Origin of the sequence: Flavobacterium enshiense DK69 (genome assembly GCF_000498495.1) — a bacterium.
In the GTDB taxonomy this organism is placed as follows: Bacteria; Bacteroidota; Bacteroidia; order Flavobacteriales; family Flavobacteriaceae; genus Flavobacterium; species Flavobacterium enshiense.
In genome coordinates, this window is sequence record NZ_AVCS01000015.1 from 137,251 (window position 1) to 163,440 (window position 26,190).

Below are 26,190 nucleotides of genomic sequence, written 5' to 3' on the forward strand. Positions count from 1 at the left end.
TAAATTATATGTAGCTAAGATGCTTTTTTTGTTACAATTTAGCTTAAAATTTAAAAATCCCCCTTTAATAGGAGGATTTTTTTTAATCCATTTTATTTTTAAAATAATACTTGCTGTCTAAATCGTCATCCTCGAGATCGTTAAATTTTTGAGGTTTTGGTTTTGGTTTACTTGCAGTGACTTTTTTCTTCCAAAGTTCGAAATTGTCTTTTGACAATTTTTTTCGCATCATTTCAGTAACATCATTTTCTGAAATCCCAAATTCTTCTTTAATTACTTCAAAAGGTTTTTTTTCCTCTTGTGCCATGGTAACAAGACGATTTAATGTCTCATTGTCCATTTCTGAAATTTTACTTTTTTTCATCAGATGAAAAATTAATTCAATAATAATTTTTAATAATGTTTAATAGTTCAATACTCAATATTACTAAAAAAAAGAATTTGTAAATCGCGGATTATTATTTTTTTTGAATTTTTAAAAAATCGTCACAAAAAAGATTTGTATTTGCATTTTGTATTAAAAAATGGTTCGAAAGGTTAGGTTTATTCGCTGTTTGATGGGTTTTGATGTTTTTGGGATCTGATGTTTCCAATAGTGTTGTGTAGTGCCTTTCATTAATAGAAGGCTTCCGTTTTCCAATACGATATTTTGTTTTTGGTCTTTTAAGGTGTTGTGTTTTAACTGAAAGATTCGTTGTTCTCCGAAACTTACCGAGGCAATCACTGGATTCTGTCCTAATTCCTTTTCGTTGTCGGCGTGCCAGCCGTTACTGTCTTTGCCGTCGCGGTATAAATTGAGCAGCACTGATGAAAAAGAATGTCCTGTGGTTTTTTCCACTTTCGATTTAATCCTCAATAAAAGCTCGTTCCAATGGTGAGGCTGCATGGTGATATTGGAGTAGGAATAGGGTTTGCCTTCATTGCCAAAAAAGGCGGTCAATCTGGGCTGTTTATATGTTTTTCCGAAAATGGTAATATCATCCTGTTGCCATTGAATTTCAGTCAGGAGTTGTTGAAACAAAATATCTGCCTCAATTTCAGGGAAGAAATTCGGGTAGTATTCGATTTCGGCATCAGGTAAATCGAAGACAATTTTATCGGTTGCGAATAAATCCATGCCTCAAAAATAGTAAAAGCGATGATAGGCTTAATTCTTTTTAAAATTCACATTCATTATAACGACTGCGCCAATGATAAGCAGAATTCCAATCCATTGGCTTAGAATTACGGTTTCATTCAAAATGAAATAGGCCATCATTACAGAAACAGGCAATTCCAAAGACGAAACAATACTGCCCAAACCAATCCCTGTGTTTGGAAAACCGGCATTCATTAACAGAGGGGGGATGATAGTGCCGAAAAGAGACAAGATAATTCCCCATTTCATGAAGATATTGATGTTATAAGGAGTAGTCTGGGTAGCTATTGCAAATCCCAAAACAATGATAGTCCCCCCTAAAAGCATGTACAGACTGCGTTGTGCCGATGAGATGCCGATTGCGATTCGGTTGGCTGTAAACATGGTTGTGGTGAAGGATATTGAAGCCAATATTCCCCAAACGATGCCTCGCCAATCCAACTGAATGTTTGTTTTTATTAGGTTAGTTGCTAAAATGGTTCCGATTAAAACGATAATCACAGCTGCTGTTTTTTGCAATGACGGTATTTTTTTGTCGAGTATCCATTCCAGTAAAACGCCCATCCAGACTGTTTGCATCAATAATACAATTCCAATGGATACCGGAATGTATTTTACGGCAAGATAATAGAAAATGCCTGTCATTCCAGTGGAAGTGCCTGCAAGCATCAGATGAAAAATATTGCTTTTGGAAGCCTTTATTACTTCGTCTCTTTTTTTTGTTTTCCGGAAGTAATTGATAAGTAATATACCGATGATCCCCAATATGAATTGAGAAGAAAGAACTTCGGCGGTCGTATAATTTTCTTTATAGGCTAATTTCACGAAAGTGGCCAGCATGCCATAGCTTGTCGCACCTAAGCCTACCTGGAAAGCCCCTTTAATTACTTTGTTTTGAATCACGATTTTAATTTTGATTAGCTGGTAAATATACTCCTTTTGTCATGTTTTTCAGGGGATTTGTGATGAATCTTGATTTTGTGTTTCAGTTAAGTTTGGTTAATGAGTTGTTTTATAAGAAGAGAAAAACTGGGTTTTTTACAGGTATTAATTATAATAAAATTCTTTAAATCGTGTTATGCTATTGATGTCTAACTTTATGGCTGTTACTATGAAACATACTGTTTTGTTGCTTTTTCTGTTGGTTATCTGTTGCAATAATTCCAATAAAGTTAATAAGAATTATAGCGATTATCATTTAAATGCTAAAAAGTATTGCCAGGTCAACGGGTTTAATGAAAGGTATTATTTTTTACTTGATTTAAGTATTCATTCCGGGAAAAACCGATTTTTCATCTATGATTTTAAAAAAGGCGCAATAGTCGATCAAAACCTTGTAACACACGGATCCTGTAATGTTTTTGAAACGAATCCTACAAATTATGCTACGGCTAAATTCGATGTAAAAACCAATAGTCATTGTTCGATGAAAGGAAAATACAGAGTAGGAAAACGGGATTACAGTTCCTGGGGGATCAATGTGAAATATTGGCTGGAAGGATTGGAGGAAACTAATAAAAGTGCTGTGGATAGGGTGGTCGTTCTTCATTCCTGGGAAGAAGTTGCCGATAAAGAAATATTTCCGGATTACAGTCCGCTAAGCTGGGGGTGTCCGGCGGTTTCGGATGCCTTTATGAGAAAACTGGATGTAAAACTGAAGGCTTCGGACAAACCTGTTTTGTTATGGATAATTGAATAAAAAACCCGCAAGTTTATTGCGGGTTTACTTTTTTTATTTGATCAAATCGAAACTGCGTTTTACAAAGGCTGTCAGGTCTTCACCTTTTAATAAGCCTTGTGATAGTTTTGCTAAATCCAGAGCTTGTTTTACCAAGTTTTCCTGATTTGTTTTGTCTTTTTCGTTTAAGATAGCAGATGCCAAATCCGAATTGGTGTTCACTACCAGATTGTACATTTCAGGGAAGTTACCCATGCCGAACATTCCTCCGCCTCCGCTCTGACTCATTTCTTTCATACGACGCATGAATTCCGGTTGCGTTATCATGAACGGAGATGCTTTGCTGTCTAAAGATTCCAGTTGTACCGTATATGTTGTTGCCGGAACAATGCCTTCAACGGCTGTTTTTAAACTTTCTTGTTCTTCATCGGAAAGTTTTGAAATCGGACTTTCTTCTTTCTTGATCAAACTGTCAACGTGATCCGAATCAACACGTACAAACTGAAGATTTTCGTTGTCTGCTTCCAGTTTCTGAATCAAATGCGAAACAATTGGAGAATCCAATAAAAGAACTTCGTATCCTTTGGCTTCGGCTGCTTCAACATAACTGTGCTGTGCATCGTTGTTGGAGGCATACAATACGATCAATTTTCCGTCTTTGTCGGTTTGTTTGTCTTTTATAAGCTCTTTTAATTCCTCTAAAGTGTAGAATTTATTGTTAACTGTTGGGTATAATGCAAATGCGCCTGCTTTTTCGTAGAATTTAGGTTCCGATAACATTCCGTATTCTAAAACGATTTTGATATCGTTCCATTTCTTTTCGAAATCTTCCCTGTTTTCAGTGAATAGTGATTTTAGTTTGTCGGCTACTTTACGGGTAATATAGTTTGAAATTTTCTTAACAGCGCCATCAGCCTGTAAATAGGAACGCGATACATTTAGTGGGATGTCCGGAGAATCGATTACCCCTTTCAGCATGGTTAAGAATTCAGGTACGATACCTTCTACATTGTCGGTAACATACACCTGGTTTTGGTATAATTGGATTTTATCTTTCTGAATTTGTAAATCGGCTGACATTTTCGGGAAATACAAAATTCCCGTCAAGTTGAACGGATAGTCCACATTAAGGTGAATGTTGAATAAAGGTTCGTCAAACTGCATCGGGTACAATTCACGATAGAAATCTTTGTAATCATCATCGTTTAATTCGGTAGGTTGCTTTGTCCAGGCTGGAGTTGGATTGTTGATGATGTTGTCAACCTCAATCTCTTCCATGTTTTCTTCTTCTCCTACACCGAAAGCTTTTTGTTCTTTTCGGGTTCCGAATTTAATCGGTACAGGCATGAATTTGTTGTATTTGGTTAAAAGCTGACGGATTTTGGAATCGTCTAAAAATTCCAATGAATCTTCTGCAATGTGAAGAATGATTTCGGTTCCGCGGGTTGATTTATCGGCTGTCTCCAAAGTGAATTCCGGGCTTCCGTCGCAAGTCCAGTGTGCTGCGGGTTCTTCTTTATAGGATTTGGTGATGATTTCCACTTTTTCAGCTACCATGAAAGCCGAATAGAAACCTAAGCCGAAATGTCCGATGATGCCGCTGTCTTTAGCCGAATCCTTATACTTCTCAAGAAATTCTTCTGCTCCTGAAAAAGCAACCTGATTGATGTATTTTTCCACTTCGTCGGCAGTCATTCCCAGTCCTTGATCAATGATGTGCAGTTTTTTGCCTTCCTTGTCGACTTTTACTTCGATTATCGGATTGCCGTATTCTACAGAGGCTTCTCCAATACTAGTCAGGTGCTTAAGTTTTAAAGTAGCATCTGTTGCATTTGAAACCAATTCGCGAAGAAAAATCTCATGGTCGCTATATAAGAACTTTTTGATTAACGGGAAGATGTTTTCAACCGATACATTAATTTTTCCTGTTGTCATAGGTATGTAGTTTTTAAATTATTTTCGATGTGGTTTTGCAAATAATATACCATTGCAGCGTGTATGTCAAAATGGCATTTGCCTTATTTTGCTTAAAGTATTCGATTTTTAAGATTTTTTTGTAATTTTAAAAATCGATATTAAAAAAGAGAAATATGAAAAGAATTGGTCTTTTAGTTTGTTTATTGACATTGGCAATCGGTTGTAAGTCAGGAAGCAGCAGTGCTGAAAAACCTCCAAAACCTGCAACGGCCACTGCGTCCAATGCAGTGAAACTGGATACGAAATCGGAGAAAAATCTGAATGGAAACTGGAAAATTGTCAAAGTTGACTTTCCGGGAAGCGGTTATTTCAAGGTAAATGCTTTTGGCGTTGCCGAACCAAAGTGTTTTGAAGGCAGTGCGTGGACTTTTGTTCAGAACAATAATACCGGTACGGTTACTTTAAACCAGTCAGGTTGTCCGTCGTTTACATCGGCTATTAAATGGCAAGTAAGTAAAGAAGGGCAATTCGGTTTGAAATTTATCGGAGAGGGAACAAAAGCCAAAAACCAAACGCAAGGGTATTGGTCCAAGTTCCAGAACGCAACGGAAAACTCTTTTGAGTTGGTGGATGTCATCGATGTAGCCGGACAGAAAAAAAATGTGACCTATTATTTTCAAAGAAATTAATTATTAAAAAACAAGTATCATGAGAACATATAAAATTTCAGCATTAGCGATATTGTTAGTAATCAGTGTGTTGTTTACAGGTTGTAAATCAGCAAGCAATACACAAAAAGGAGCGGTGTATGGCGCTACAGGAGGTGCTCTTTTGGGTGCCGGGATAGGAGCGTTGGCAGGTGGTTCAAAAGGAGCTGCGTGGGGTGCTGCCATCGGAGCTGCTGTTGGTGGAGGTACCGGAGCAGTTATCGGTAACAAAATGGATAAACAGGCTCGCGCCATCGATGAGGCATTGCCAAGCGCTGACGTAGAACGAGTAGGTGAGGCCATCCATATTACTTTAAAAGAGGATGCTATTCGTTTCGCCACAAACAAATCAACACTTACTCCGCAGGCTCAGGCAAATCTGGATAAGTTGATTCCGATTTTTAATGAATACAACGAAACAAATATTAATATTTACGGATTTACCGATAATGTTGGTGCAAAGGAGTATAACCTGACCTTGTCTCAAAAAAGAGCAGATGAAGTTAAAAAATATTTGATATCAAAAGGGTTGGTATCGACAAGATTTGTAACCAAAGGAATGGGAATGGAGCAACCAATTGCGTCTAATGATACTAAAGAAGGACAAAGTATGAATAGACGTGTAGAATTTGCTATTACAGCCAACGAGAAAATGATTCAGGAGGCTAAGAAAGAAGCTGGAAATTAATTTTCAGTATTAAATCATAAAAAAATCCCGACTCAATCGGGATTTTTTTATTGTAATATGTTTTTATTGTTTATGGCTATTCTCCAAAAGTATAAGATAATCCAGCACTCAGATTATAAATAAGCGTCGATGTTCCGTTAGGGGTTCCGTTAAAAACGGGGTCAACGTAGGTGTATGTTCCGTCAAACCAATAATGTTGGGAAAAATGAATCAATGTGGTAAAATCAATTCCAATGGCAAGGTTCTCAGTAATTGAATACTGAGGATTAATGCCGACAATTAGATGTCCGATTTCATCGGTGCCACCTCTTTTAATAGTTACCGATTTTTGCCATGAATACCCAACTCCCGCGTGCGTCAGCAAATTGAAACTGCGGTTGTAAAAGTAACTTCTCTGGTCTACTAGGTTAGTCAGGTTGCAGGCTGCCTGGAGGGAAATTCTGTTGGAATTGAGACCCATTTCCAGGGGTGATTTCTGTGTTCTGAATTTATCAAAACCATAATCCAGTTTTATACCCCAGACTTCTCCAAACATGTATCTCCCACCGAAATCGAAATGAACCGGATCAATGAGTTCAGGGTCTTTCACGCCTGATATTCCAAAATTGGCGTCTATCGATACAGTACTATGTGTGCGCTGGCCAAAAGTCAATGAAGAGGTAAATAGTAATACCAAGGCCAGTTTTTTAGTTGAAAAACTCATGCATTTGTAGGTTTTTTAGTTTTTAGGGAACGCAATATTAAATATAAACTTTTAAATATCTGATAGATTTGTTAAAAAAAAGTAGTCAATAATTCAGATATAGTGTAATACCAGTTAAATTTGCAGGCCTAATAAAAAACAATGTTACAGGTAAAAACTATTTCTTTCGGATATACAGAAAAGAAAATTATTCACAACATCGCGTTTGCTGTTCCCAAGGGGAAAAACGTGGCAGTTCTGGGCGAAAGCGGCTGTGGAAAAAGTACGTTGCTGAAACTGATATATGGTTTGCATGATTTGGATGTAGGCCATATTTTTTGGAATGAAACTGAAGTCTTGGGGCCGAAATTTAATTTGGTGCCCGGCATGCCGTTTATGAAATACCTTGCTCAGGATTTTGATTTGATGCCTTACATAACTGTTGCTGAGAACGTAGGTAAATATCTTTCCAATTTTTATCCTGAAGAAAAAAAACAGCGGATTCAGGAATTGCTTGAAATTGTAGAGATGACGGAATTTGCCGATGTGAAAGCAAAATACCTTAGCGGAGGGCAGCAGCAACGAGTGGCATTGGCAAAAGTTTTAGCTTTGGAGCCAGAGGTTTTATTGCTGGACGAACCCTTCAGTCATATTGATAATTTCAGAAAAAATGCCTTGCGAAGAAATTTGTTCGCTTATCTCAAATCCAAAGGGATTACCGTTATAATTGCCACACACGATAGTGTGGACGCTCTTTCTTTTTCGGATGAGACTATTATTCTGAGAAATGGTAAAGTGGTTGCCAGAGGTGCTTCGGCCACTATTTATAATAATCCTGAAACAAAATACGTAGCTTCACTTTTTGGAGAGGTTAATGAGCTGCAATTGTCGCAACTGACAGATGAGGTTGACAAGGATGAAACGCTTTTACTGTATCCTCATCAGTTAAAAGTTGTGGAAAATGGTTTTTTAAAGGCGAATGTCAGACAGTGTTATTATAAAGGGAGTCATTATCTGATTAAATCGGTTTCGGATCGGAAAGTAATTTTCTTCGAGCACGAAACTGAATTGGAAATCAATGCAGAAGTAACTCTAATGATAAGTTAATCATGGCAAAAGAAGACTTATTGTCCAAACAGATAAATCAGTTGGGATTCTTTCTCAGAAAAGTGCTTGAGAAGATGACCGGTGCTGATTCTGAATGTGAAATGACTGAATCAGTTTCTGAAAATAGTACAGTGTTTAAAGAAACCTTAGGCTTTGATCTTAATGATATTCAGAAGTTGCAGTTACACGAAGTGGTTCCTTTTTTACTTCAAAATGAATATTTCAGTGTAGAAAATCTCGAATTGTTTGCTGATATTTTAGTAAAAACCAATGCGGAAGATTTTTCTAAAAAAGCTTTGAAGATTTATGAGCATATCGATAGCAAAACAGCCACTTTTTCGATGGAACGCAATCTGAAAATAAAAATGATAAAAGAACGATTTTTATAAAATAAAACCCCGAATTAAACAGTTCGGGGTTTTTTTTGTATTAGTTTTTCAGGTATTTTTCCAAAAACTGATCCTGTTCCCACAACAGGTGGAAAATATTTTCTTTAGCTGCATAACCATGTGATTCCTTAGGTAAAATCAGCATTCTGGCCGGTGCGCCCAATCCTTTCAACGCCTGGAAATAGCGTTCGGTCTGTAATGTAAATGTACCGGGGTTGTTGTCTGCCTCACCATGAACCAATAATAATGGGGTTTTCATTTTTTCCGCATTCATGAACGGAGACATTTCATTGTAAATGTTTGAAGCTTCCCAGTAATTTCGCTGCTCGTTTTGGAATCCGAAAGGTGTTAAAGTTCGGTTATAAGCTCCACTACGCGCAATTCCGCAGGCAAACAAATTGGAATGTGACAATAAATTAGCGGTCATGAAAGCACCATACGAATGCCCGCCCACAGCCACTTTTTTACGGTTGATGTACCCTAATTTGTCAACGGCATCAATAGCGGCTTCTCCATTGGCCACCAATTGAGAAATAAACGTGTCGTTAGGCTCTGTTTTCCCTTCCCCGATTATTGGGAAAGACGCATCATCCAACACGGCATAGCCTTTGGTTACCCAATAAACAAAAGAACCATAGTTTGGAAATGTGAATTCGTTCGGGTTTTGACTGGATTGCCCGGCCGAATTCTTGTCTTTAAATTCAGCAGGGTAGGCCCAAATTAAAAGAGGAAGTTTTTCTGTCTTTGTTTTTCTGTCGTAGTTTGCCGGAAGGTATAAGGTTCCGGATAATTCCACACCGTCTTTGCGTTTGTACTTCAGAACTTCCTTGTGAACATTTTTGATGCTTTCAAACGGATTCTTAAACGTCGTTATTGGAGTGATTTTGTCTTTCGATTTGATATCTCTGAAATAGTAATTCGGGAATTCCGTTGGCGATTGAATTTGCACCAAAACCAATCCCTTTTTAAAATCTTCAATGGATACGATATCTTCCTTTTTATTCTTGAAAGCCGACTGATATAAACGTTTCGATTTTAAGGTTTTGGTATTGAATTCGTCAATAAAAGGGAACTGACCGTCTTTTGTAAAACCGTCTCCAAGTAAGTAAGCGTTATCTCCTTCTAAAGCAAGAACATGTCTGTTGTAATTATTCTTTTTTGTTTCAAAATTACCCGGATCAGAGTAAATGTCTTGAGCATTTCTGTCGGAAATCATTTTTGGGGTTTCCGTTGGATTTGAAGGATTGATTAAATACGTTTTAACGTTTCGGGTATCATACCAATTGTCATATACCACGGCAATTCTGTCATTGCCCCAAATGATTCCTTCATAGCGCTGCGGAGTTTTTACTAAGGAAACCGGTGCCGAAGTAAACGGAGCATTCCACAGGAAAACTTCGTCCCTGAAATCAACTTTATTTGCAGGATCGCCGCCGTCCAAAGCTTCCACATAATATAAAGTAGCCGGAGTGTCGTTTCTCCAACTCATGTTTCTTTTTCCGGTACGCACGGCCATAAAACCTTTAGGCATAATTTCGTTAAGCGGAACTTCGTTTACGGTTTTAACCTCGTTTCCGGATTTATCATAAACAACGGTTTTTTGTGGAAAACGGCCAAGCGGTACGATATAGGAAAAAGGTTTCTGAAGCATGGAAATCATTAGGTAATTACCGTCCGGAGAAAAACTTTCACCTGCATACATATCAGCTTTTTTAAACAATTCGGCTTTTCCGTTTAAATCGATTTTGTATAATTCCGAACGTACCAGTGTTTCGAAGTTGGTTTCGTCGGTTTTATTTTTAAGCAAATCCTGAAACGTTCTGTTTTGGGATACTTTTCCTTCACTGTTGGAAGTTGTTGGGCCTGTCGGCAAATCTTTTTTAGGATCAATCAGGGCAGGTCGGTTTGGAACAAGCATTTTTACCAGAAGGTTTTGTCCGTCTCGGTACCAGTTAATAGGGTTGCCCATATTGGCATTAAGGGTTGCGGAAGTAAGCTTTGTTGCTTTCGCGGAAACAATATCCAATACCCAAAGCTCTACGCCTGAATTCGTGGTGTGTGTGAAAGCAATTTTCTTTTCGTCCGGAGACCAGGAAAGGTTGGTGATTTTAGCATTTTCAGGCAAACCGATAACCTGCGTTTCATTTTTGTCTTTTATTCTGCGGACTTTCAGATTGCTGACGTAAGTTACCGTACTGGAAATATTGGTTATCGGATTGATTCGTAAACCACCCAGCCTCATTTCCTCCTGGTTTAAATCTTCGAGGTTTTTGTAAGTATTGCGATAGGTTAAAAGCATCCATTCTTTTTTGGTATCCATGGTTACCGATGGAGCTCTTTCATAGTCTGCGAGAGCTAAAATTTCCTTGGAAGGTTTCTGATACTTAAGGTTTTCCTGGGCAAACAGAGGAGATCCTAAAAGTAAAAAAAACACTAATTTATAAAGTAGTTTCATAAAAAGTGATTGATTTAATGAATTTCGCCTCTAAAATACTACAACCGGATAATAAATCAGATGAAAACGATGTTAAAAATGAAGGATTTATCGGATATGTTCGCTATACATTGAAAAAAAGTAGCCTATTACTTATTCCGGTGCCAATAATGTTTAAATTTGAAGAACCCTATTTTAATAAAAACTAAAATGATGTACCACTCAAAAATTACGGGATTAGGTTATTACGTCCCAGATAATATTGTTACCAACGACGACCTTTCTAAAATAATGGATACTAATGACGAATGGATTCAGGAGCGAACCGGAATTCAGGAACGTCGCCATATTATTCGAGGAGAAGACACTACAACATCAATGGGCGTGAAAGCTGCCGCTATTGCCATTGAACGTTCGGGAGTTGCCAAAGAGGATATTGATTTCGTAATATTCGCTACTTTGAGTCCGGATTATTATTTTCCGGGTCCTGGAGTTTTGGTTCAGCGTGATTTAGGATTGCGCACTGTTGGAGCGCTTGACGTAAGAAATCAGTGTTCCGGATTTGTGTATGCGGTTTCTATTGCCGATCAGTACATCAAAACCGGGATGTATAAAAATATTTTGGTTATCGGTTCTGAAGTACATTCCACAGGATTGGATATGAGCACGAGAGGCCGTGGCGTTTCTGTTATTTTTGGTGACGGAGCTGGAGCTGCCGTTATGAGTCGTGAAGAAGATACTACGAAAGGTATACTTTCCACTCATCTTCATTCGGAAGGGCAGCATGCAGAAGAACTCGCGTTGCAGGCTCCGGGAATGGGGAAACGTTGGATAACCGATATCATTGCAGACAACGATCCGAACGACGAGAGCTATTATCCGTATATGAACGGTCAATTTGTGTTCAAAAATGCAGTGGTTCGTTTCAGCGAGGTAATCAACGAAGGTTTACAAGCGAATAATTTGCAGGTTTCCGATATAAATATGCTGATACCGCATCAGGCTAATCTGAGAATTTCACAATTCATTCAGCAGAAATTTAAATTGACCGACGATCAGGTTTACAATAATATCCAGAAATACGGTAACACGACAGCAGCTTCAATTCCGATTGCTTTAACCGAAGCCTGGGAGAAAGGAAAGATTAAAGAAGGTGATCTGGTTGTTTTGGCGGCTTTCGGAAGCGGATTTACCTGGGGAAGTGTTATTATTCGCTGGTAATTTACTTTTGTGTTAATTCGCTGAGTTTTGTTTGCTATTTTTTGAAATTAATTATTAATTTTAGGAAACTAATTTTAAAATGCGAAACAAATGGCAAGAAGAGTAGCAGTGTTCAACGAAGGTCAGGCAAGACTATTTGAGAACAAGTATTTGGAAATGCTCACCAAGGGCAATCCGATATTGATATGGAGCATGTATATTCCGATATTATCCTATTTGGTCTATCGTGCCCATTCAGTTTATGGATTATCGGTTTTGTTAACAGCGGGTTTGTTTGTGGGCGGAATGCTTTATTGGACTTTTTTTGAATACGTGGCGCATCGTTATTTGTTTCATATGGTAAGCGAGAATATCAAGATGAAAAAAGTCGCATACATCATGCACGGCAATCATCATGAGTATCCGAAAGATAAAGACCGTTTGTTTATGCCTCCAGTTCCAAGCCTGATTTTGTCTTCGACACTGTTCGGGTTGCATTATCTTATTTTATGGGACTACAATTGGGCATTTTTTCCAGGCTTTATGTTTGGTTACTTGCTTTATGCTTCGATGCATTACGCCATTCATGCCATTGAGCCGCCTTTTGAATTTATGAGACCTTTGTGGCGCAACCACCAGATGCATCATTACAGAGACGAGCATTTGGGATACGGAGTAAGTAACACTTTTTGGGATAAAGTTTTCGGAACTACTTTTGACTTCCGAAAGCACAAAGAGGATAAAGAAAAAGCGGACGCACTGAAATTTGATAAATAACAAAAACAAAAAACCTCGGAGTTGACATTCTCCGAGGTTTTTTTGAAATATAAATATTGAAAAACTAAAAAACTCGATTTTTAGAACATTCCGCCACCTTGTGTTTCGTTGGCGTCACGTTGTTTGTGTTGTAAGGCTTTGTTTTTTCCTCCACCAAACATATAGTTGAAGCCCATATAAACTGTTTGGTTCTCCCAGTAGAATTCACCGTACTGTCTGTATGGAATGTTTCCGTCGAAGGCGAAATGCATCGTGTCGAAAACATCGTTGAATCGTAACGTAAATGTTCCCATTCCTTTTAAAACGTTATAAGTCATCCCGAAATCAACTTTATACATTGCTGCACGCTCGAACTGTAAACTTAAATCTTCACCTCTGTACATTCCGAACAACTGGAAGCGTAGGTCTTTCGTAGCTGTAAACGTGTTATTCATTCGGGCATTGAAAGTCGTTACGTCAGCCTGTGCATTTTCCAATTCAAATGTAACAGCATTTTGAACGGTACCTTTAACTGTCTTGAAATAAGCATCAGCACTAACATTGGCAGCCCACCATTTTGTGAATTTCAAGTTAGCGGACGACTCAATTCCATAGGCGTTGTTATCATCAAAATTGTCGTAGGAAAGAATTTTTCTAGTTTCATCGTTAGGGTCGACGTAAACCACTCTTGAAATTTCGTTAGTAATGTGTCTGTAAAATACCCCAGAAGTAATGGAACCCATTTTAGTGTTTCGGGTGTAATTTACTTCAACGGAGTTAGTGAATTGCGGTTCTAAGGTCGGATTACCTCTTGATTCCATCAATGGTGTAGTCCATTCCCTGATAGGACTTAATTGTCCGATACTAGGGCGATCTACACGTCTGGAGTAGTTGAAATTATAGGAGTCTTTTTCATTAGCCGCGTAATTTACAAATAGGGAAGGATATACAGTAAAGATTTCATCTGTTACAGTATCATCCTGCGTTTCTGTCTTAGTCTGAGGGGTCAGATTGGATTGGAAGTTGTAGTCAAATCTGTGGAAATCTCCTTTGATTTCATAGTACTCTGCTCTTAGTCCGAGTTGAGAGCTCAATTTAGAATTCCATTGTTTGCTGAAATTAGAATATACGGCATGAATGTTTCTGTCGAATGTAAAATCGTAGTTAGAATCTTTGGAGAAAATATATGGTGTAATGTATTCATTTCCGTCTTCTGTAGAGATGAAATCGCTTTCAGTTGTTTGAATTCGGCTTTCCGCACCCAATTCCATTTTCAGAGATTCTGATAATGGGTTCACGTAGTCAATATTAAACTGGGCATAATTCGTAACACCGTCAATCAGGTTTAATGCTGTTGATTCTTTGGATATTGGACCATTGGTTATGGTTGCAGTATTGTCGTAGTCCGTATTCTCATTGTTTTTAGTTTTCGAATAGTTGGCCTGGAACTCTATGTTTTCACCTTTTTTATCAAAATCATGTTTGAAAGCCAGATCGTACGTTTGTGTTTTGTTCTCATTTTCGTTGTCGAAATGCTGGTAGGTGTCGTTGTTAGTTGTGTCGAAATAGTCTACGATTGTTTTTCCGTAACCATCAGTGTGTGCGATGTTCTGATTCGAGTATATGGATAATGTGTTTTTATCGTTGATGTAATAATCCATACCCAGTTTTAAAACGTGCGAATTGCCCAGGTTTCTGAATTCAAAATTTTGTAAATTTTCCTGACCGGGATTAGCACTGTTTACCCAGCCGTGATTCGCGTTGATACCGTGATTGTAACCATAATTTGAGTAGAAATTCACTTTTCCTACTCTGTAGTTAAGATTTAGGGCCGTGTTTGTTTTTGGTGTTATTCCAAAGGTAACCCCGGCGTTAATCGTTCCATTGAAACCATTGCTTGTGTTTTTGTGTAAAATGATATTGATGATACCGCTCATTCCTTCAGGATTGTATTTTGCAGACGGACTGGTGATTAGTTCAATCTGTTTGATGGAAGAAGACGGAATCTGCTGTAATAACTGAGATGCCTCAATGTTTGATGGTTTTCCGTCGATTAATACACGAACATTGGAGTTTCCTCTAAGGCTTAACTCTTTGGTCTGTGGGTCGATGCTTACCGTCGGAATATTGTTCATGATTTCAGAAGCAGTCGTACCTGATGCGATCAAGTCTTTCCCCACATTCACCACTTTTCGGTCGATTTTCTGTACGATGTTGGAACGTTCGGCTACAATGTTAACGCCTTCCAGTTGCGTGGCTTCGGATTCAATGGCGATCGTGCCGAAATTTATCGATTTATCGGCACTGGTTAACGTAAATGCTTTGCTAAAAGTTTTGTATCCGATGAATTGAACTACTAAAGTATAACTTTTTAATTCGAGGTTGGGAATGTTGAAGTTTCCGTTATCCTGCGTAACCGCTCCCGTTACTACTTTATCGCCTTCTTTTACGGAAACCGAAGCATAGCCGATTGGTTCCTTTGTGGCCTTGTCGACTACTTTTCCCGATACACTCCCTAGTGCTGCTGAAGGTGCCTGTGCAAATGCCGACCCAAGTGAGCTCAGGAAACAAATTATAAACAACTTAAGTTTCATACTTTTGATTTGATTTGATTTGATTGATGATTAATTAGGGTTATGATAAAATTCATTACTGCAGAAATACTCCTGCTGCATGACAATAGTAGACTCCAAAAGTGTATTTTTGTTACAAATAACTCTGAAAAAAATGTTTATTTGTGATTTTTATTCGACAAAGCGCTGAATTTCAATGTTAAAATTTCTGATTTTCGAATTTTCAAATTCTGCAATTAAACGTATCTTTGCACCCTTAAAAAATCAAAAAATATGATGCTTCAACAAATTCTTACGGAAAAAATCCAGAAAGCGGTTCAGGATATATTTGATGTGACACTTGAAAAAGTGGAATTTCAGGCCACCCGCAGGGAGTTCGAAGGTGATATTACCGTTGTAATTTTTCCGCTTCTGAAACTTGTGAAAAGCAATCCGGTTGAATTAGGAAACAAAATCGGCGATTATCTGGTTCAAAATGTAACAGAAGTAGCCCGTTTTAATGTAGTTTCCGGATTTTTGAACATCGTAATTTCCGATGCCTATTACTTGAATTTTTTCAACAGTATAAAAAATATCGACAACTATGGTTTTGTAACTCCGAAAGAAGATGCAAAAGCGACCATGGTGGAATTTGCTTCACCAAATACTAACAAACCGTTACACTTAGGCCATGTCAGAAACATCCTTTTAGGATATTCCGTGGCTGAAATTATAAAGGCATCGGGCAAAAAAGTATACAAAACCCAAATTATCAACGACCGAGGAATTCATATTTGTAAGTCGATGTTGGCCTGGCAGAAATTCGGAAACGGAGAAACGCCTGAAACATCTGGTTTGAAAGGTGATAAACTGGTTGGGAAATATTACGTGGAATTCGATAAAGCTTATAAATCGGAAATTTCAGCCTTAATGGCACAAGGTAAATCGGAAGAAGAAGCAAAAAAACAGGCCCCGATGATTTTGGAGGCTCAGCAAATGCTTTTGGACTGGGAAGCTGGTAAACCGGAGGTGGTGGGACTTTGGAAAACCATGAACCAATGGGTTTACGACGGTTTTGCAGTCACTTATAATGATTTGGGTGTTGGTTTTGATTCGTACTATTATGAAAGCAATACGTACTTGTTAGGAAAAGAAGTCGTGAGCTTCGGATTGGAAAAAGGCATTTTCGAAAAAGATCCGGACGGTTCAGTTTGGATTGATCTGACCGAAGATGGTTTAGATCGAAAAATTGTATTGCGTTCAGATGGTACAGCTGTTTATATGACACAGGATATCGGTACGGCGATTCAGCGTGTGAAAGACAATCCGGATGTGGGCGGAATGGTGTATACTGTCGGAAATGAACAGGATTATCACTTTAAAGTATTGTTTCTGATCCTGAAAAAATTAGGTTTCGAGTGGGCTGAAAGCTTGTATCATTTGTCATACGGAATGGTGGAATTGCCATCCGGAAAAATGAAATCCCGTGAAGGAACGGTTGTGGATGCTGATGATTTGATCGAAGAAATGGTCGTAACGGCACGTGAAATATCTGAAGAATTAGGGAAATTGGAAGGTTATTCCGAAGAGGAAAAAGCGAAGTTGTATAAAACCATCGGAATGGGCGCTTTAAAATATTATATGCTTAAAGTGGACCCGAAAAAAGGAATGATGTTCAATCCGGAAGAATCAGTTGATTTTGCTGGTAATACAGGGCCTTTCATTCAATATACGTATGCGCGTATCCAATCGATTTTAAGAAAAACCGACTTCGACTTGAATACAGATGCAGCAGTGGAAATTCACGAAAAAGAAAAAGAACTGCTAAAACTAATGGAGGAATTTCCAGTGGTAATCCAAGATGCGGCTAAACACCACAGTCCTGCGTTAATAGCAAACTATTTATATGATTTGGTAAGAGAATACAATTCATTCTATCAGGCCGTTTCTATTTTAGGGGAAGAGGATCTGGCGAAGAAAGTATTCCGCGTTCAATTATCCAAAAAAGTGGGCGAAGTAATCAAATCGGCATTTGGTTTGTTGGGAATCGATGTTCCAGAGAGAATGTAAAAATAAAAGTGGCTAGAGAAAAGGGAAAAGGGAGAAGAGAATTACAGGTACAAGTTTTTAACTATTCCCTTATCCCTTCTAACTAATCCCTAAATAAATAAAATGAGTCAAAATAAATCCTACTTTGTTCAATCGTTTACAATTTTTGCTGTTTCCATAGCGGCATTCCTTGTTTTTAAATCGATTTTGCCAAAGAAACTTTTTTCGGAGAGTACGGTTAATTCCAAAAATGTGGTAATTGACAGTTTGCTTTTGGAAGCTTTAGAAGAAGATAAAAATGCTGCCGATGGAGACACGCTTTCCAATCAGCCCATTTCTTTTACAGCTGTGGACGGCATCACTTTTCCTGATGAAAAATTTGAGGATTATAAAGGATTTCAGCATTTGATTCAGTTTTATGAGAAATTGTTTCAGTTGGAAACCAAGCATCAAGGAAATGTTCGCATCGCATATTTCGGCGATTCCATGACCGATGGTGATATGATTGTTCAGGATTTTAGAGCCAATTTTCAAAATAAATTTGGCGGTCAGGGTGTAGGTTTTGTGAATATTACTTCGGAATCTGCAGCATCGCGTAATTCCATCAAACATGAATTTTCGGGGAACTGGAAAACCCAATCCTACCTGAACGTGAAAAAACCGCGCAGTCCTTTCGGTGTGAATGGTCATGTATTTTTTGCAAATGATACGTCTAACGTGGAATGGGTAAAATATAAGGCAAGTAATCTGCCAAACTTATCTGAATTGTACAATCCGACTCTTTTCTACGGAAAATCAAATAACCGAAGCGGGAAAATTGCTTTCAAAGTGGGGAATGATACGGTTTACAAGAAACTCTCTCCAAATAAGCTGGTTAATACTTTGGTACTCGGAAACACCACTAAAAATTTGAAACTTGATTTCATTAAAGCGGATTCCATTCCAGTTTACGGACTGAATTTCGATGACGGAAAAGGCGTTCATGTAGATAATTTCTCGAACAGAGGGAATTCCGGTTTACCGATTTCTACCTTCAATACCCAGGTAATGCGTCAGTTTCATGAGAAATTGGGATACGATTTAATCGTTCTGCATTACGGGACCAACGTGTTGAATTACGGTTCCTTAAATTATACCTGGTATGAAAAACGCATGAAAAACGTGGTGAATCATTTGAAAGAATGTTTCCCGGGTGTTGCTATTTTGATTGTTTCCACAGCTGATAAAGCCACTAAATACGATATGGACATGAAAACGGACTCGGCGGTAGTTCCGTTGACTAAAGCACAGAAAAAATATGCTATTCAGTCTGGAGCCGGTTATGTGAATTTGTACACTTTAATGGGAGGTGATGGTTCGATGGTGAAATGGGTGGAAGAAGTACCTGCATCGGCCAATAAAGATTATACGCATTTTAATTACCGAGGCGCCAAGAAGATTTCAAGCATGATTTACAATCAGGTTTATGGTGGTTACGAGCAATTTAAGCGCTTGCGTGCCAACAGAAAGCAACCGAAACCTGTAGAGAAAACAACAGATAGTATCAGCGTTAAAACCGATAGTGTTCATGTGGAGTAAGCTTTTCATAGTGCTTTTTGGCTTGTTATTTTCGCCAACAGTAACTGCTCAGGTGGTCGATTCTACTATGGTGGAAGTCGATACATTGGATATGGAATCCAAAGTGAGTTATGGTGAAAATGCCATTTCAAACACCAAAGCCTTAGAAAAGTTCTTCGAGAAACTGTATCTGCTGGAGACGACTAAAACAGGAAAAGTACGTGTAGTTCATATTGGGGATTCTCACATACAGGCTGATTTGTTTACAGGGGTTATCAGAAAAAATCTTCAGGAGAAATTCGGAAACGGTGGTTTAGGGTTTTCATTTCCACACAATCTGGCAAGAACTAACGGAAGTTATTTTATGCGATATTCATCTAATGCCGATTGGAATACGCATAAAATTACCAAAGAAAGAAACGGCAGTCCTGTTGGTTTGAGCGGCATCTCGCTTACCACAAAAAGTAAAGGTTTTGCGGTTGAAATCAATGTTAAGGACAACAATTATCAGTTTAATACGATGAAAATCGTGACTCCGGGTAATGCGGCTCAATTTGATATGGCAACCAGTTCTAAAACCATTGTTTTAGAATCGAATGTGCCGAAGAAAATTGTTCACAAAATTAAAAACGGTGAAGCTATTTCAACAATTGCCGATAAATACAATATTTCCGTAGCCGAGTTAAAAAAAGCGAACGGTTTGAAATCGGATAAGATCCGTGCCGGAAAAACATTGAAAATCCCAACGAATGAAATGCAGAAAAGAAGCGTGAAGCATTCTGAATTTATTCCGCTTCCGCTGACTCAAGATGCTGCTACGCATAGTTTTTATTCGGAAACGCTGATGGACAAGATTTACCTGATTCCGAATAAAAGTGCATCGACTTTTGCCTTAAACGGATTGATTTTTGAAAAAAACGAACCCGGAATTACCTATAGCGCGATCGGTGTAAATGGTGCTAAAGCATCGGATTACAATAAATGCCCAATGTTTTTCGATCAGGTTCCTGCATTGGAGGCTGATTTGATAATCGTTTCATTGGGAACAAACGAAACATTCGACAAAATGCCGGTTCAGGATTATATGAATCAGCTGAGCACTTTTCTGTCGAACATTAAAGCTAAAAACCCAAATGCGGAAGTTTTAGTGATGTCAACCCCGCCTTCCTTGTTGTACCGTCGTTCGCTGAATCGTTTTGCTGATGATTATGCACGAGCTATCAATAATCAGGCTGTAGCGGGCAATCATGCATCTTGGGATTTATTTGCCATTATGGGCGGAATGTATGGCGTGAACCGTAATTACCGTCAGGGTTTAATGTCGGGGGATAAGGTACATTACACTAAGGCAGGGTATGAAAAACAGGGAGCGTTATTCAGTCAGGCATTGATAGACGCTTACGAAAATTTTAAAGCAACAAAGAAGAAATAATATGCAGGATTGGTTTGCCCAAAATATTGCCTCACTTTTTACATCCATAAACGCAGAAACAGTTCAGAATTGGTTTGTTTATAATCCGAAAGAGCCTATTTTGTTCAATACAGGTCTTTTTTTAGGGCTGTTTTTGGTGTTTTACAGTATTTATATTGCGCTTAAAAATACATTTTACCCACGACTGGTATACGTTATCTTGTTCTCTTTGTTTTTCTATTACAAATCGAGTGGCGTTTTCTTTTTGTTGCTGGTAGGTTCTTCTATAGTGGATTATAATCTAGGGAATCTGGTACACCGAACGCAAAGTGTATTGAATAAGAAATTGTGTTTGGCTTTCAGTATTGTTCTGAATTTAAGTTTTTTAGGATATTTCAAGTATACGAATTTCATAATTGACACCTATAATTCTGTTGCCGGCGGTCATTTCGAATTTCAGAAAATCATTCTTCCTGTCGGGATTTCGTTCTACACTTTTCAGTCGATAAGTTATATTATTGAGATTTACCGTAAAGAAATTGAACCTACTAAGAACTATGTGGATTACTTGTTTTTCGTGTCGTTTTTCCCTCAGTTGGTAGCGGGGCCGATCGTACGTGCAAAGGATTTTCTTCCGCAGATTTATCAGAAATTAAATGTAACCAAGGAAGATATCAACAGGGCTTTTTTGTTGATTATAGGCGGATTGATTAAGAAAACAGTAATTTCCGATTATATATCCATCAATTTTGTGGACCGTGTTTTTGATGCTCCTTCTGCTTACACAGCTTTTGAAAATCTGATGGCGTCTTATGGTTATGCGATTCAGATTTATTGTGACTTTTCGGGATATTCCGATATGGCTATAGGTGTGGCTTTATTGCTTGGTTTTAAATTGCCAACCAACTTCAGAACGCCATATCAGTCGGCATCTATAACCGAATTCTGGAGAAGATGGCACATATCATTGTCAACGTGGTTAAAAGACTTTTTATATATATCGGTAGGAGGTAACCGTAATGGTACGTTTGCAGGATTTTTATTCCCGGCCTTATTTTTCTTCGGATTGATTGTGTGGGGAATTACGCAGTCGCCTATCAGTAATATTCCGCTTATTGTAGCTGTTGGCGCTACAGTTCTTTTTGCACTGACCTGTTTGTTGTCTAAAGAAAAAGAACGCACACTGTTTACCAATGTCAATCTGATGACAACAATGTTATTGGGGGGATTATGGCATGGAGCCAGTCTGCGTTTCATCATTTGGGGGGCATTGCACGGAATGGCTTTGGCGGTGCATAAGATTATTATGGAGTTTTTTCCTTCCAAAAAGGATGCTAAACCATCTTTTTTAGGCACTGTTTGGCTGGTAGTGTCAGTATTGCTGACCTTTCATTTTGTAACGTTCTGTTGGATTTTCTTTCGCGCTAAAGATTTTACTACCGCGTTGGAATTAATCAACAATATTGGGAAAGTAACGTTTGATTGGGAACAATGGAAAATTGTCGGGCAAGGGTATAAAAATGTATTTCTGCTTATGGCAATAGGATTCGCATGGCATTATCTTCCTGAAAAGTTGGTGGAAAAAATGCAGGGTATTTTCAAAGCCTTACCGATTATTTTGAAAGCGATACTTTTAGGATTGGTGTATTGGTTGGTTTATGCTACCGCTTCTGCAGGTCCTCAGCCTTTTATTTATTTCCAATTCTAATTTTTAAGAAAATTATAAGATTTTAAAAAATTTTGTGATTCAAATTTATTTTTATATTTGAATCGATGAAAGTTTTAACAACCATACTAACCTTTTATTTTGTGCTTCTTTCAGGAGTCTCTACACTGCGTGTGGTAAAGTCGCATTTTTCCGACTGTTGCGAAGCTTTGGCGGATAATGGTTGTTGTCAAACTGGTGGTGTGCCTGAAGGCTGTCAGAAAGAGAAATGTGTTTTGAATCTGAATTTTTCGGCCGGACAGTTTATCGTTCAACAGATTCAGAATCTATCTATACCTGATGTTTTTGATGATAATAAACAGAATAAGTTAATTTACGAAAAAACGTTTATACCTAATTATTACAATACGTTTTGGCATCCGCCGGAAACAAACGCCTAATAACTAAACATCAATCAAGAAACAAATTGAAAAACAAACAATTAAATAATTTTAAAACAAAAACATTATGAAAAATATCGTAGCAATTTTAGCAGTAGCATTATTTACAGTATCAATGAACGTAACTGCTCAGGAGAAAAAACAAGCTGGCCCAGCTAAGAAAGAGGCAACCACTAAAAAAGCAGCTTGTTCTGCAGAAGAGAAAAAAGCATGTGCATCAGGTGAGAAAAAATCTTGCTGTGCTGCTAAAAAAGCATAATTTTTTAAGATTATCAGTTAGACGTCCCGAGAAATCGGGGCGTTTTTTTTTGAATGGTTTTGTTTTAAAAAAAAGCAGTATATTTATGCAAGTAATTAAAAGTCAACATCATGAGAAAAATAATGAACCTTTCAATAGCAGTTGTTTTGCTTGCGGTTAGTTTTGGTTGTTCCGACAGTAACGACAGTAGTAGTTCATCGTCAAACAACAGTCAGACCATCAATGAGATAAAAAGTGCCGTTACGTCGGGAACCTGGAGAATAACCTATTTTTTCGATTCAGATACTAATGAAACGTCCCATTTTGCAGGATACAATTTTACCTTTGGATCGAGTGGTGCTTTAACAGCGACCAATGGAAGCAATACCTATACCGGGACATGGTCAGTTACGGAGAGCAGCAGTAGCGATGACAGTCCGGAAGACGTTCACTTTAATGTTGGTTTTGATTCTCCGCCTGACTTCGAGGATTTGACAGACGATTGGGAAGTGATGGGAAATACTTCCACAAAAATACAGTTAACCGATGTTAGCGGTGGTGGAGGAGGAACTGATTATCTCACTTTTGAAAAGAATTAATACACAGAACCAGTCAGCAGACTGGTTTTTTAGTGTAAGGAAGTTAAAACTTTGCGCCTCTGTCACTTTGCACCTTTGCGACTTTATATTATCTTTGCACCTCATTAAACAAAAACTATCATGTTTGATAATTTAAGCGATAAACTCGATAAAGCCTTTCATATATTAAAGGGGCACGGAAAAATCACCGAAGTAAACGTTGCGGATACTTTAAAAGAGGTTCGTCGTGCTTTACTTGATGCCGATGTTAACTTTAAGATTGCCAAAGATTTTACCACTCGCGTAAAAGAGAAAGCTATCGGTCAGGATGTATTAACAACATTACAGCCGGGTCAGTTGATGGTGAAACTTGTAAAAGACGAGTTGACGGAATTGATGGGAGGTGATGTGTCAGGAATTACCTTGACGGGAAGCCCTACCGTGATTTTAATGTCTGGTTTACAGGGTTCGGGTAAAACCACTTTCTCCGGTAAGCTGGCTAATTTCCTAAAAACCAAAAAAGGAAAGAAACCGCTTTTGGTAGCCTGTGATATTTACCGTCCGGCGGCGATTAATCAGTTGCACGTAGTTGGTGAGCAGATTGGTGTTGAAGTATATTCAGAGCCTGAAAATAAAAACGCGGTTTCCATTGCTGAAAATGCAATCAAACATGCTAAATCTAACGGTTTCAATGTTGTAATTGTCGATACGGCCGGTCGTTTGGCGGTAGATGAAGAGATGATGACCGAGATCGCAAACGTTCACAAAGCAATCCAGCCTCAGGAAACATTATTCGTAGTGGATTCCATGACAGGACAGGATGCCGTGAATACTGCTAAAGCGTTTAATGATCGATTGAATTTCGACGGAGTGGTATTGACCAAATTAGATGGTGATACCCGTGGTGGAGCAGCGATTTCCATCAAATCCGTAGTGAATAAACCGATTAAATTTATCGGTACGGGTGAAAAAATGGAAGCGATTGACGTTTTCTACCCATCTCGTATGGCAGACCGTATTCTTGGAATGGGAGACGTTGTTTCCTTAGTAGAAAGAGCACAGGAGCAATACGATGAAGAAGAGGCTCGTAAATTACAGAAGAAAATTGCCAAAAACGAATTCGGTTTCGATGATTTCTTAACGCAAATCCAACAGGTGAAAAAAATGGGTAACATGAAAGACTTAGTCGGCATGATCCCTGGAGCCGGAAAAGCGTTAAAAGATGTTGAAATTGAAGATGATGCTTTCAAACATATTGAGGCAATTATTCATTCGATGACACCGGCAGAAAGAACTAAACCTGCACTTTTAGATGCGAAACGCAAACTGAGAATCGCAAAAGGTTCGGGTACTGATATTCAACAGGTAAATCAGTTGCTGAAACAGTTCGACCAAATGAGCAAAATGATGAAGATGATGCAGGGAGCAGGAGGTAAAAACCTAATGCGAATGATGGGCGGAATGAAAGGAATGAGATAGAGGAATAATAAAGACGTGAGCAATCGCGTCTTCTTTTTTTAATAAAATACAACAATATAAAATGCAACTATTAGACGGAAAAAAGACTGCAGAAGATATTAAGGTGGAAATTGCTGCCGAAGTTCAGAAGATGAAAGCTAAAGGGGAAAAAGTGCCTCATTTGGCGGCAATCATCGTAGGTAATGACGGTGCAAGTTTGACCTATGTTGGAAGCAAAGTAAAAGCGTGCGAGCGTGTGGGCTTTGAATCGACATTGGTTAAAATGCCAAGCACTACTTCGGAAACTGAATTGCTTAGAAAAATCAAAGAATTGAACGAGGATGATAATATCGACGGATTTATTGTTCAGTTGCCGTTACCGGATCAGATTGATGAACAGAAAGTGCTTATGGCAATCGACCCGAGTAAAGATGTAGACGGTTTCCACCCTGAAAACTTCGGAAAAATGGCGTTGGATATGAGTACGTTCATTCCTGCGACTCCATTCGGAATTTTGGAATTATTGGAGCGTTATAATGTGGATACTGCTGGAAAACATACTGTTGTTATCGGAAGAAGTCATATTGTGGGCCGTCCGATGAGTATCTTAATGGGGCGCAAAGGATTTCCTGGGAACTCAACGGTTACCTTAACGCACAGTCATACAAAAAACATTACTCAGATTACCAGTCAGGCAGATATTATCATTACTGCTTTAGGGGTGCCAAATTACCTGAAAGCCGAAATGGTTAAAGACGATGTAGTGGTAATTGACGTAGGAATTACGCGTGTAGCGGATGAAAACAATCCTAAAGGATATGTAATCACCGGTGATGTTGATTTTGAAAATGTATCTAAGAAAGCATCTTTCATTACGCCTGTTCCGGGCGGAGTTGGGCCTATGACCATCGCCATGCTGATGAAGAACACTTTATTGGCCAGAGAACAAAAAATGGCGAAATAAATGCAGATTTTCGTTGCTGATAAAAGCCAATTGACCGTCATTCGCGATTTAGCATATAAAATCTGGCCGGATGCTTACGGGGAAATTCTCTCGGAAGCCCAGTTGGACTATATGCTCGAGAATTTCTATGCCATACCGGCTTTGGAAAAGCAAATGGAAATGGGGCATGTGTTTTTATTGGCCGAAGAAAATGATGTTTTTTACGGGTTTGCCTCATACGAAGTAAATTGCAAATCCACAGGGAAAACCAAACTGCATAAAATTTATGTTCTTACTGAAACACAGGGAAAAGGAGTTGGGAAACTGCTTTTATCAGCAGTGGAAAAGGCAGCCATTAAAGCTAGCAACTCACATGTTTTTCTTAATGTAAACAGATATAACAATGCTCAGGAATTTTACAAACGCCTGGGTTTTGAAATTATTCATCAGGAAGATATCGAAATTGGTCAGGGGTATCTCATGGAAGATTTCGTTATGGAAAAACCTTTATAGAAAAATAAAAAACCCAAGATTTAAATCTTGGGTTTTTTATTTTAAGTGAGTCGAGATTATTCGCCCGGGAAAATGAAAACATTGATTCC

24 protein-coding genes are annotated in these 26,190 nt (G+C 38.4%); 17 read left to right on the plus strand and 7 right to left on the minus strand.

Annotation, left to right across the window (positions count from 1 at the left end; genetic code table 11):
* Window positions 1-82: 82 nt before the first annotated feature.
* From FEDK69T_RS10600 to FEDK69T_RS10610, 3 genes are all read right to left on the minus strand, one after another.
* Window positions 83-364 carry a TIGR03643 family protein gene (locus tag FEDK69T_RS10600; protein ID WP_023574158.1) on the minus strand — a complete coding sequence of 94 codons (282 nt, stop codon included), beginning with the start codon at window positions 362-364 and terminating at the stop codon, window positions 83-85.
* Between the two features lie 153 nt (window positions 365-517).
* Window positions 518-1,117 (minus strand): alpha-ketoglutarate-dependent dioxygenase AlkB family protein, encoded by a 600-nt coding sequence (locus tag FEDK69T_RS10605; protein ID WP_023574159.1) that lies wholly within the window; start codon window positions 1,115-1,117, stop codon window positions 518-520.
* Between the two features lie 30 nt (window positions 1,118-1,147).
* On the minus strand, window positions 1,148-2,041 hold the full coding sequence (locus FEDK69T_RS10610) for an EamA family transporter (protein ID WP_023574160.1): 894 nt from the start codon (window positions 2,039-2,041) through the stop codon (window positions 1,148-1,150).
* Between the two features lie 208 nt (window positions 2,042-2,249).
* Here FEDK69T_RS10610 and FEDK69T_RS10615 point away from each other — a divergent pair, with 208 nt between their 5' ends.
* Window positions 2,250-2,837 carry a murein L,D-transpeptidase catalytic domain-containing protein gene (locus FEDK69T_RS10615; protein ID WP_035629751.1) on the plus strand — a complete coding sequence of 196 codons (588 nt, stop codon included), beginning with the start codon at window positions 2,250-2,252 and terminating at the stop codon, window positions 2,835-2,837.
* Between the two features lie 33 nt (window positions 2,838-2,870).
* On the opposite strand, the gene htpG is transcribed toward FEDK69T_RS10615, so the two are convergent.
* Entirely contained in the window at window positions 2,871-4,751 is a 1,881-nt protein-coding gene (gene htpG, locus FEDK69T_RS10620) for a molecular chaperone HtpG (RefSeq protein ID WP_023574163.1), read from the minus strand.
* Window positions 4,752-4,906: 155 nt separating this feature from the next.
* Here htpG and FEDK69T_RS10625 point away from each other — a divergent pair, with 155 nt between their 5' ends.
* A complete protein-coding gene (locus FEDK69T_RS10625) occupies window positions 4,907-5,422 on the plus strand; it encodes a lipocalin family protein (protein ID WP_023574164.1) in 516 nt (171 codons plus the stop codon).
* 19 nt (window positions 5,423-5,441) lie between these two features.
* Entirely contained in the window at window positions 5,442-6,128 is a 687-nt protein-coding gene (locus FEDK69T_RS10630) for an OmpA family protein (protein WP_023574165.1), read from the plus strand.
* 76 nt (window positions 6,129-6,204) lie between these two features.
* On the opposite strand, the gene FEDK69T_RS10635 is transcribed toward FEDK69T_RS10630, so the two are convergent.
* Entirely contained in the window at window positions 6,205-6,831 is a 627-nt protein-coding gene (locus FEDK69T_RS10635; RefSeq protein ID WP_023574166.1) for an outer membrane beta-barrel protein, read from the minus strand.
* Between the two features lie 141 nt (window positions 6,832-6,972).
* Here FEDK69T_RS10635 and FEDK69T_RS10640 point away from each other — a divergent pair, with 141 nt between their 5' ends.
* Window positions 6,973-7,917: an ABC transporter ATP-binding protein gene (locus FEDK69T_RS10640; RefSeq protein ID WP_023574167.1), complete on the plus strand. Its 945-nt coding sequence runs from the start codon at window positions 6,973-6,975 to the stop codon at window positions 7,915-7,917.
* A 2-nt stretch (window positions 7,918-7,919) separates the two neighbouring features.
* Complete coding sequence (locus FEDK69T_RS10645) at window positions 7,920-8,306, plus strand: hypothetical protein (protein ID WP_023574168.1); 387 nt, start codon at window positions 7,920-7,922, stop codon at window positions 8,304-8,306.
* A 40-nt stretch (window positions 8,307-8,346) separates the two neighbouring features.
* Here the strand turns inward: FEDK69T_RS10645 and FEDK69T_RS10650 are convergent, their stop codons facing one another.
* Window positions 8,347-10,761 (minus strand): S9 family peptidase, encoded by a 2,415-nt coding sequence (locus tag FEDK69T_RS10650; protein WP_023574169.1) that lies wholly within the window; start codon window positions 10,759-10,761, stop codon window positions 8,347-8,349.
* Window positions 10,762-10,953: 192 nt separating this feature from the next.
* On the opposite strand from FEDK69T_RS10650, the gene FEDK69T_RS10655 reads away from it, so the two are divergent.
* Both FEDK69T_RS10655 and FEDK69T_RS10660 read left to right on the plus strand, forming a co-directional pair.
* The gene (locus FEDK69T_RS10655; RefSeq protein WP_035629753.1) at window positions 10,954-11,961 is read left to right on the plus strand and encodes a 3-oxoacyl-ACP synthase III family protein; all 1,008 of its coding nucleotides are present in this window, start codon (window positions 10,954-10,956) and stop codon (window positions 11,959-11,961) included.
* Between the two features lie 90 nt (window positions 11,962-12,051).
* A complete protein-coding gene (locus FEDK69T_RS10660; protein ID WP_023574172.1) occupies window positions 12,052-12,717 on the plus strand; it encodes a sterol desaturase family protein in 666 nt (221 codons plus the stop codon).
* An 80-nt stretch (window positions 12,718-12,797) separates the two neighbouring features.
* Here FEDK69T_RS10660 and FEDK69T_RS10665 read toward each other — a convergent pair whose 3' ends face one another.
* The gene (locus tag FEDK69T_RS10665) at window positions 12,798-15,290 is read right to left on the minus strand and encodes a TonB-dependent receptor domain-containing protein (RefSeq protein ID WP_023574173.1); all 2,493 of its coding nucleotides are present in this window, start codon (window positions 15,288-15,290) and stop codon (window positions 12,798-12,800) included.
* A 252-nt stretch (window positions 15,291-15,542) separates the two neighbouring features.
* Here FEDK69T_RS10665 and argS point away from each other — a divergent pair, with 252 nt between their 5' ends.
* From argS to FEDK69T_RS10715, 10 genes are all read left to right on the plus strand, one after another.
* On the plus strand, window positions 15,543-17,318 hold the full coding sequence (argS, locus tag FEDK69T_RS10670; protein WP_023574174.1) for an arginine--tRNA ligase: 1,776 nt from the start codon (window positions 15,543-15,545) through the stop codon (window positions 17,316-17,318).
* A gap of 102 nt (window positions 17,319-17,420) precedes the next feature.
* Window positions 17,421-18,875, plus strand: coding sequence for an SGNH/GDSL hydrolase family protein (locus FEDK69T_RS10675; RefSeq protein WP_023574175.1), 1,455 nt, complete (start codon window positions 17,421-17,423; stop codon window positions 18,873-18,875).
* The gene (locus FEDK69T_RS10680) at window positions 18,865-20,286 is read left to right on the plus strand and encodes a GDSL-type esterase/lipase family protein (protein ID WP_035629647.1); all 1,422 of its coding nucleotides are present in this window, start codon (window positions 18,865-18,867) and stop codon (window positions 20,284-20,286) included. The genes FEDK69T_RS10675 and FEDK69T_RS10680 overlap by 11 nt, the downstream gene beginning before the upstream one ends.
* A 1-nt stretch (window position 20,287) precedes the next feature.
* Window positions 20,288-21,973 (plus strand): MBOAT family O-acyltransferase, encoded by a 1,686-nt coding sequence (locus tag FEDK69T_RS10685; RefSeq protein WP_023574177.1) that lies wholly within the window; start codon window positions 20,288-20,290, stop codon window positions 21,971-21,973.
* A gap of 65 nt (window positions 21,974-22,038) precedes the next feature.
* Window positions 22,039-22,371, plus strand: coding sequence for a hypothetical protein (locus FEDK69T_RS10690; protein ID WP_035629649.1), 333 nt, complete (start codon window positions 22,039-22,041; stop codon window positions 22,369-22,371).
* A gap of 67 nt (window positions 22,372-22,438) precedes the next feature.
* Complete coding sequence (locus FEDK69T_RS10695) at window positions 22,439-22,630, plus strand: hypothetical protein (protein WP_023574179.1); 192 nt, start codon at window positions 22,439-22,441, stop codon at window positions 22,628-22,630.
* Between the two features lie 110 nt (window positions 22,631-22,740).
* Window positions 22,741-23,208, plus strand: coding sequence for a hypothetical protein (locus FEDK69T_RS10700; protein WP_023574180.1), 468 nt, complete (start codon window positions 22,741-22,743; stop codon window positions 23,206-23,208).
* 120 nt (window positions 23,209-23,328) lie between these two features.
* Window positions 23,329-24,666 carry a signal recognition particle protein gene (gene ffh / locus FEDK69T_RS10705; RefSeq protein ID WP_023574181.1) on the plus strand — a complete coding sequence of 446 codons (1,338 nt, stop codon included), beginning with the start codon at window positions 23,329-23,331 and terminating at the stop codon, window positions 24,664-24,666.
* 61 nt (window positions 24,667-24,727) lie between these two features.
* Window positions 24,728-25,609 carry a bifunctional 5,10-methylenetetrahydrofolate dehydrogenase/5,10-methenyltetrahydrofolate cyclohydrolase gene (locus FEDK69T_RS10710; RefSeq protein ID WP_023574182.1) on the plus strand — a complete coding sequence of 294 codons (882 nt, stop codon included), beginning with the start codon at window positions 24,728-24,730 and terminating at the stop codon, window positions 25,607-25,609.
* Complete coding sequence (locus FEDK69T_RS10715; RefSeq protein ID WP_023574183.1) at window positions 25,610-26,101, plus strand: GNAT family N-acetyltransferase; 492 nt, start codon at window positions 25,610-25,612, stop codon at window positions 26,099-26,101.
* Window positions 26,102-26,190 lie beyond the last annotated feature (89 nt).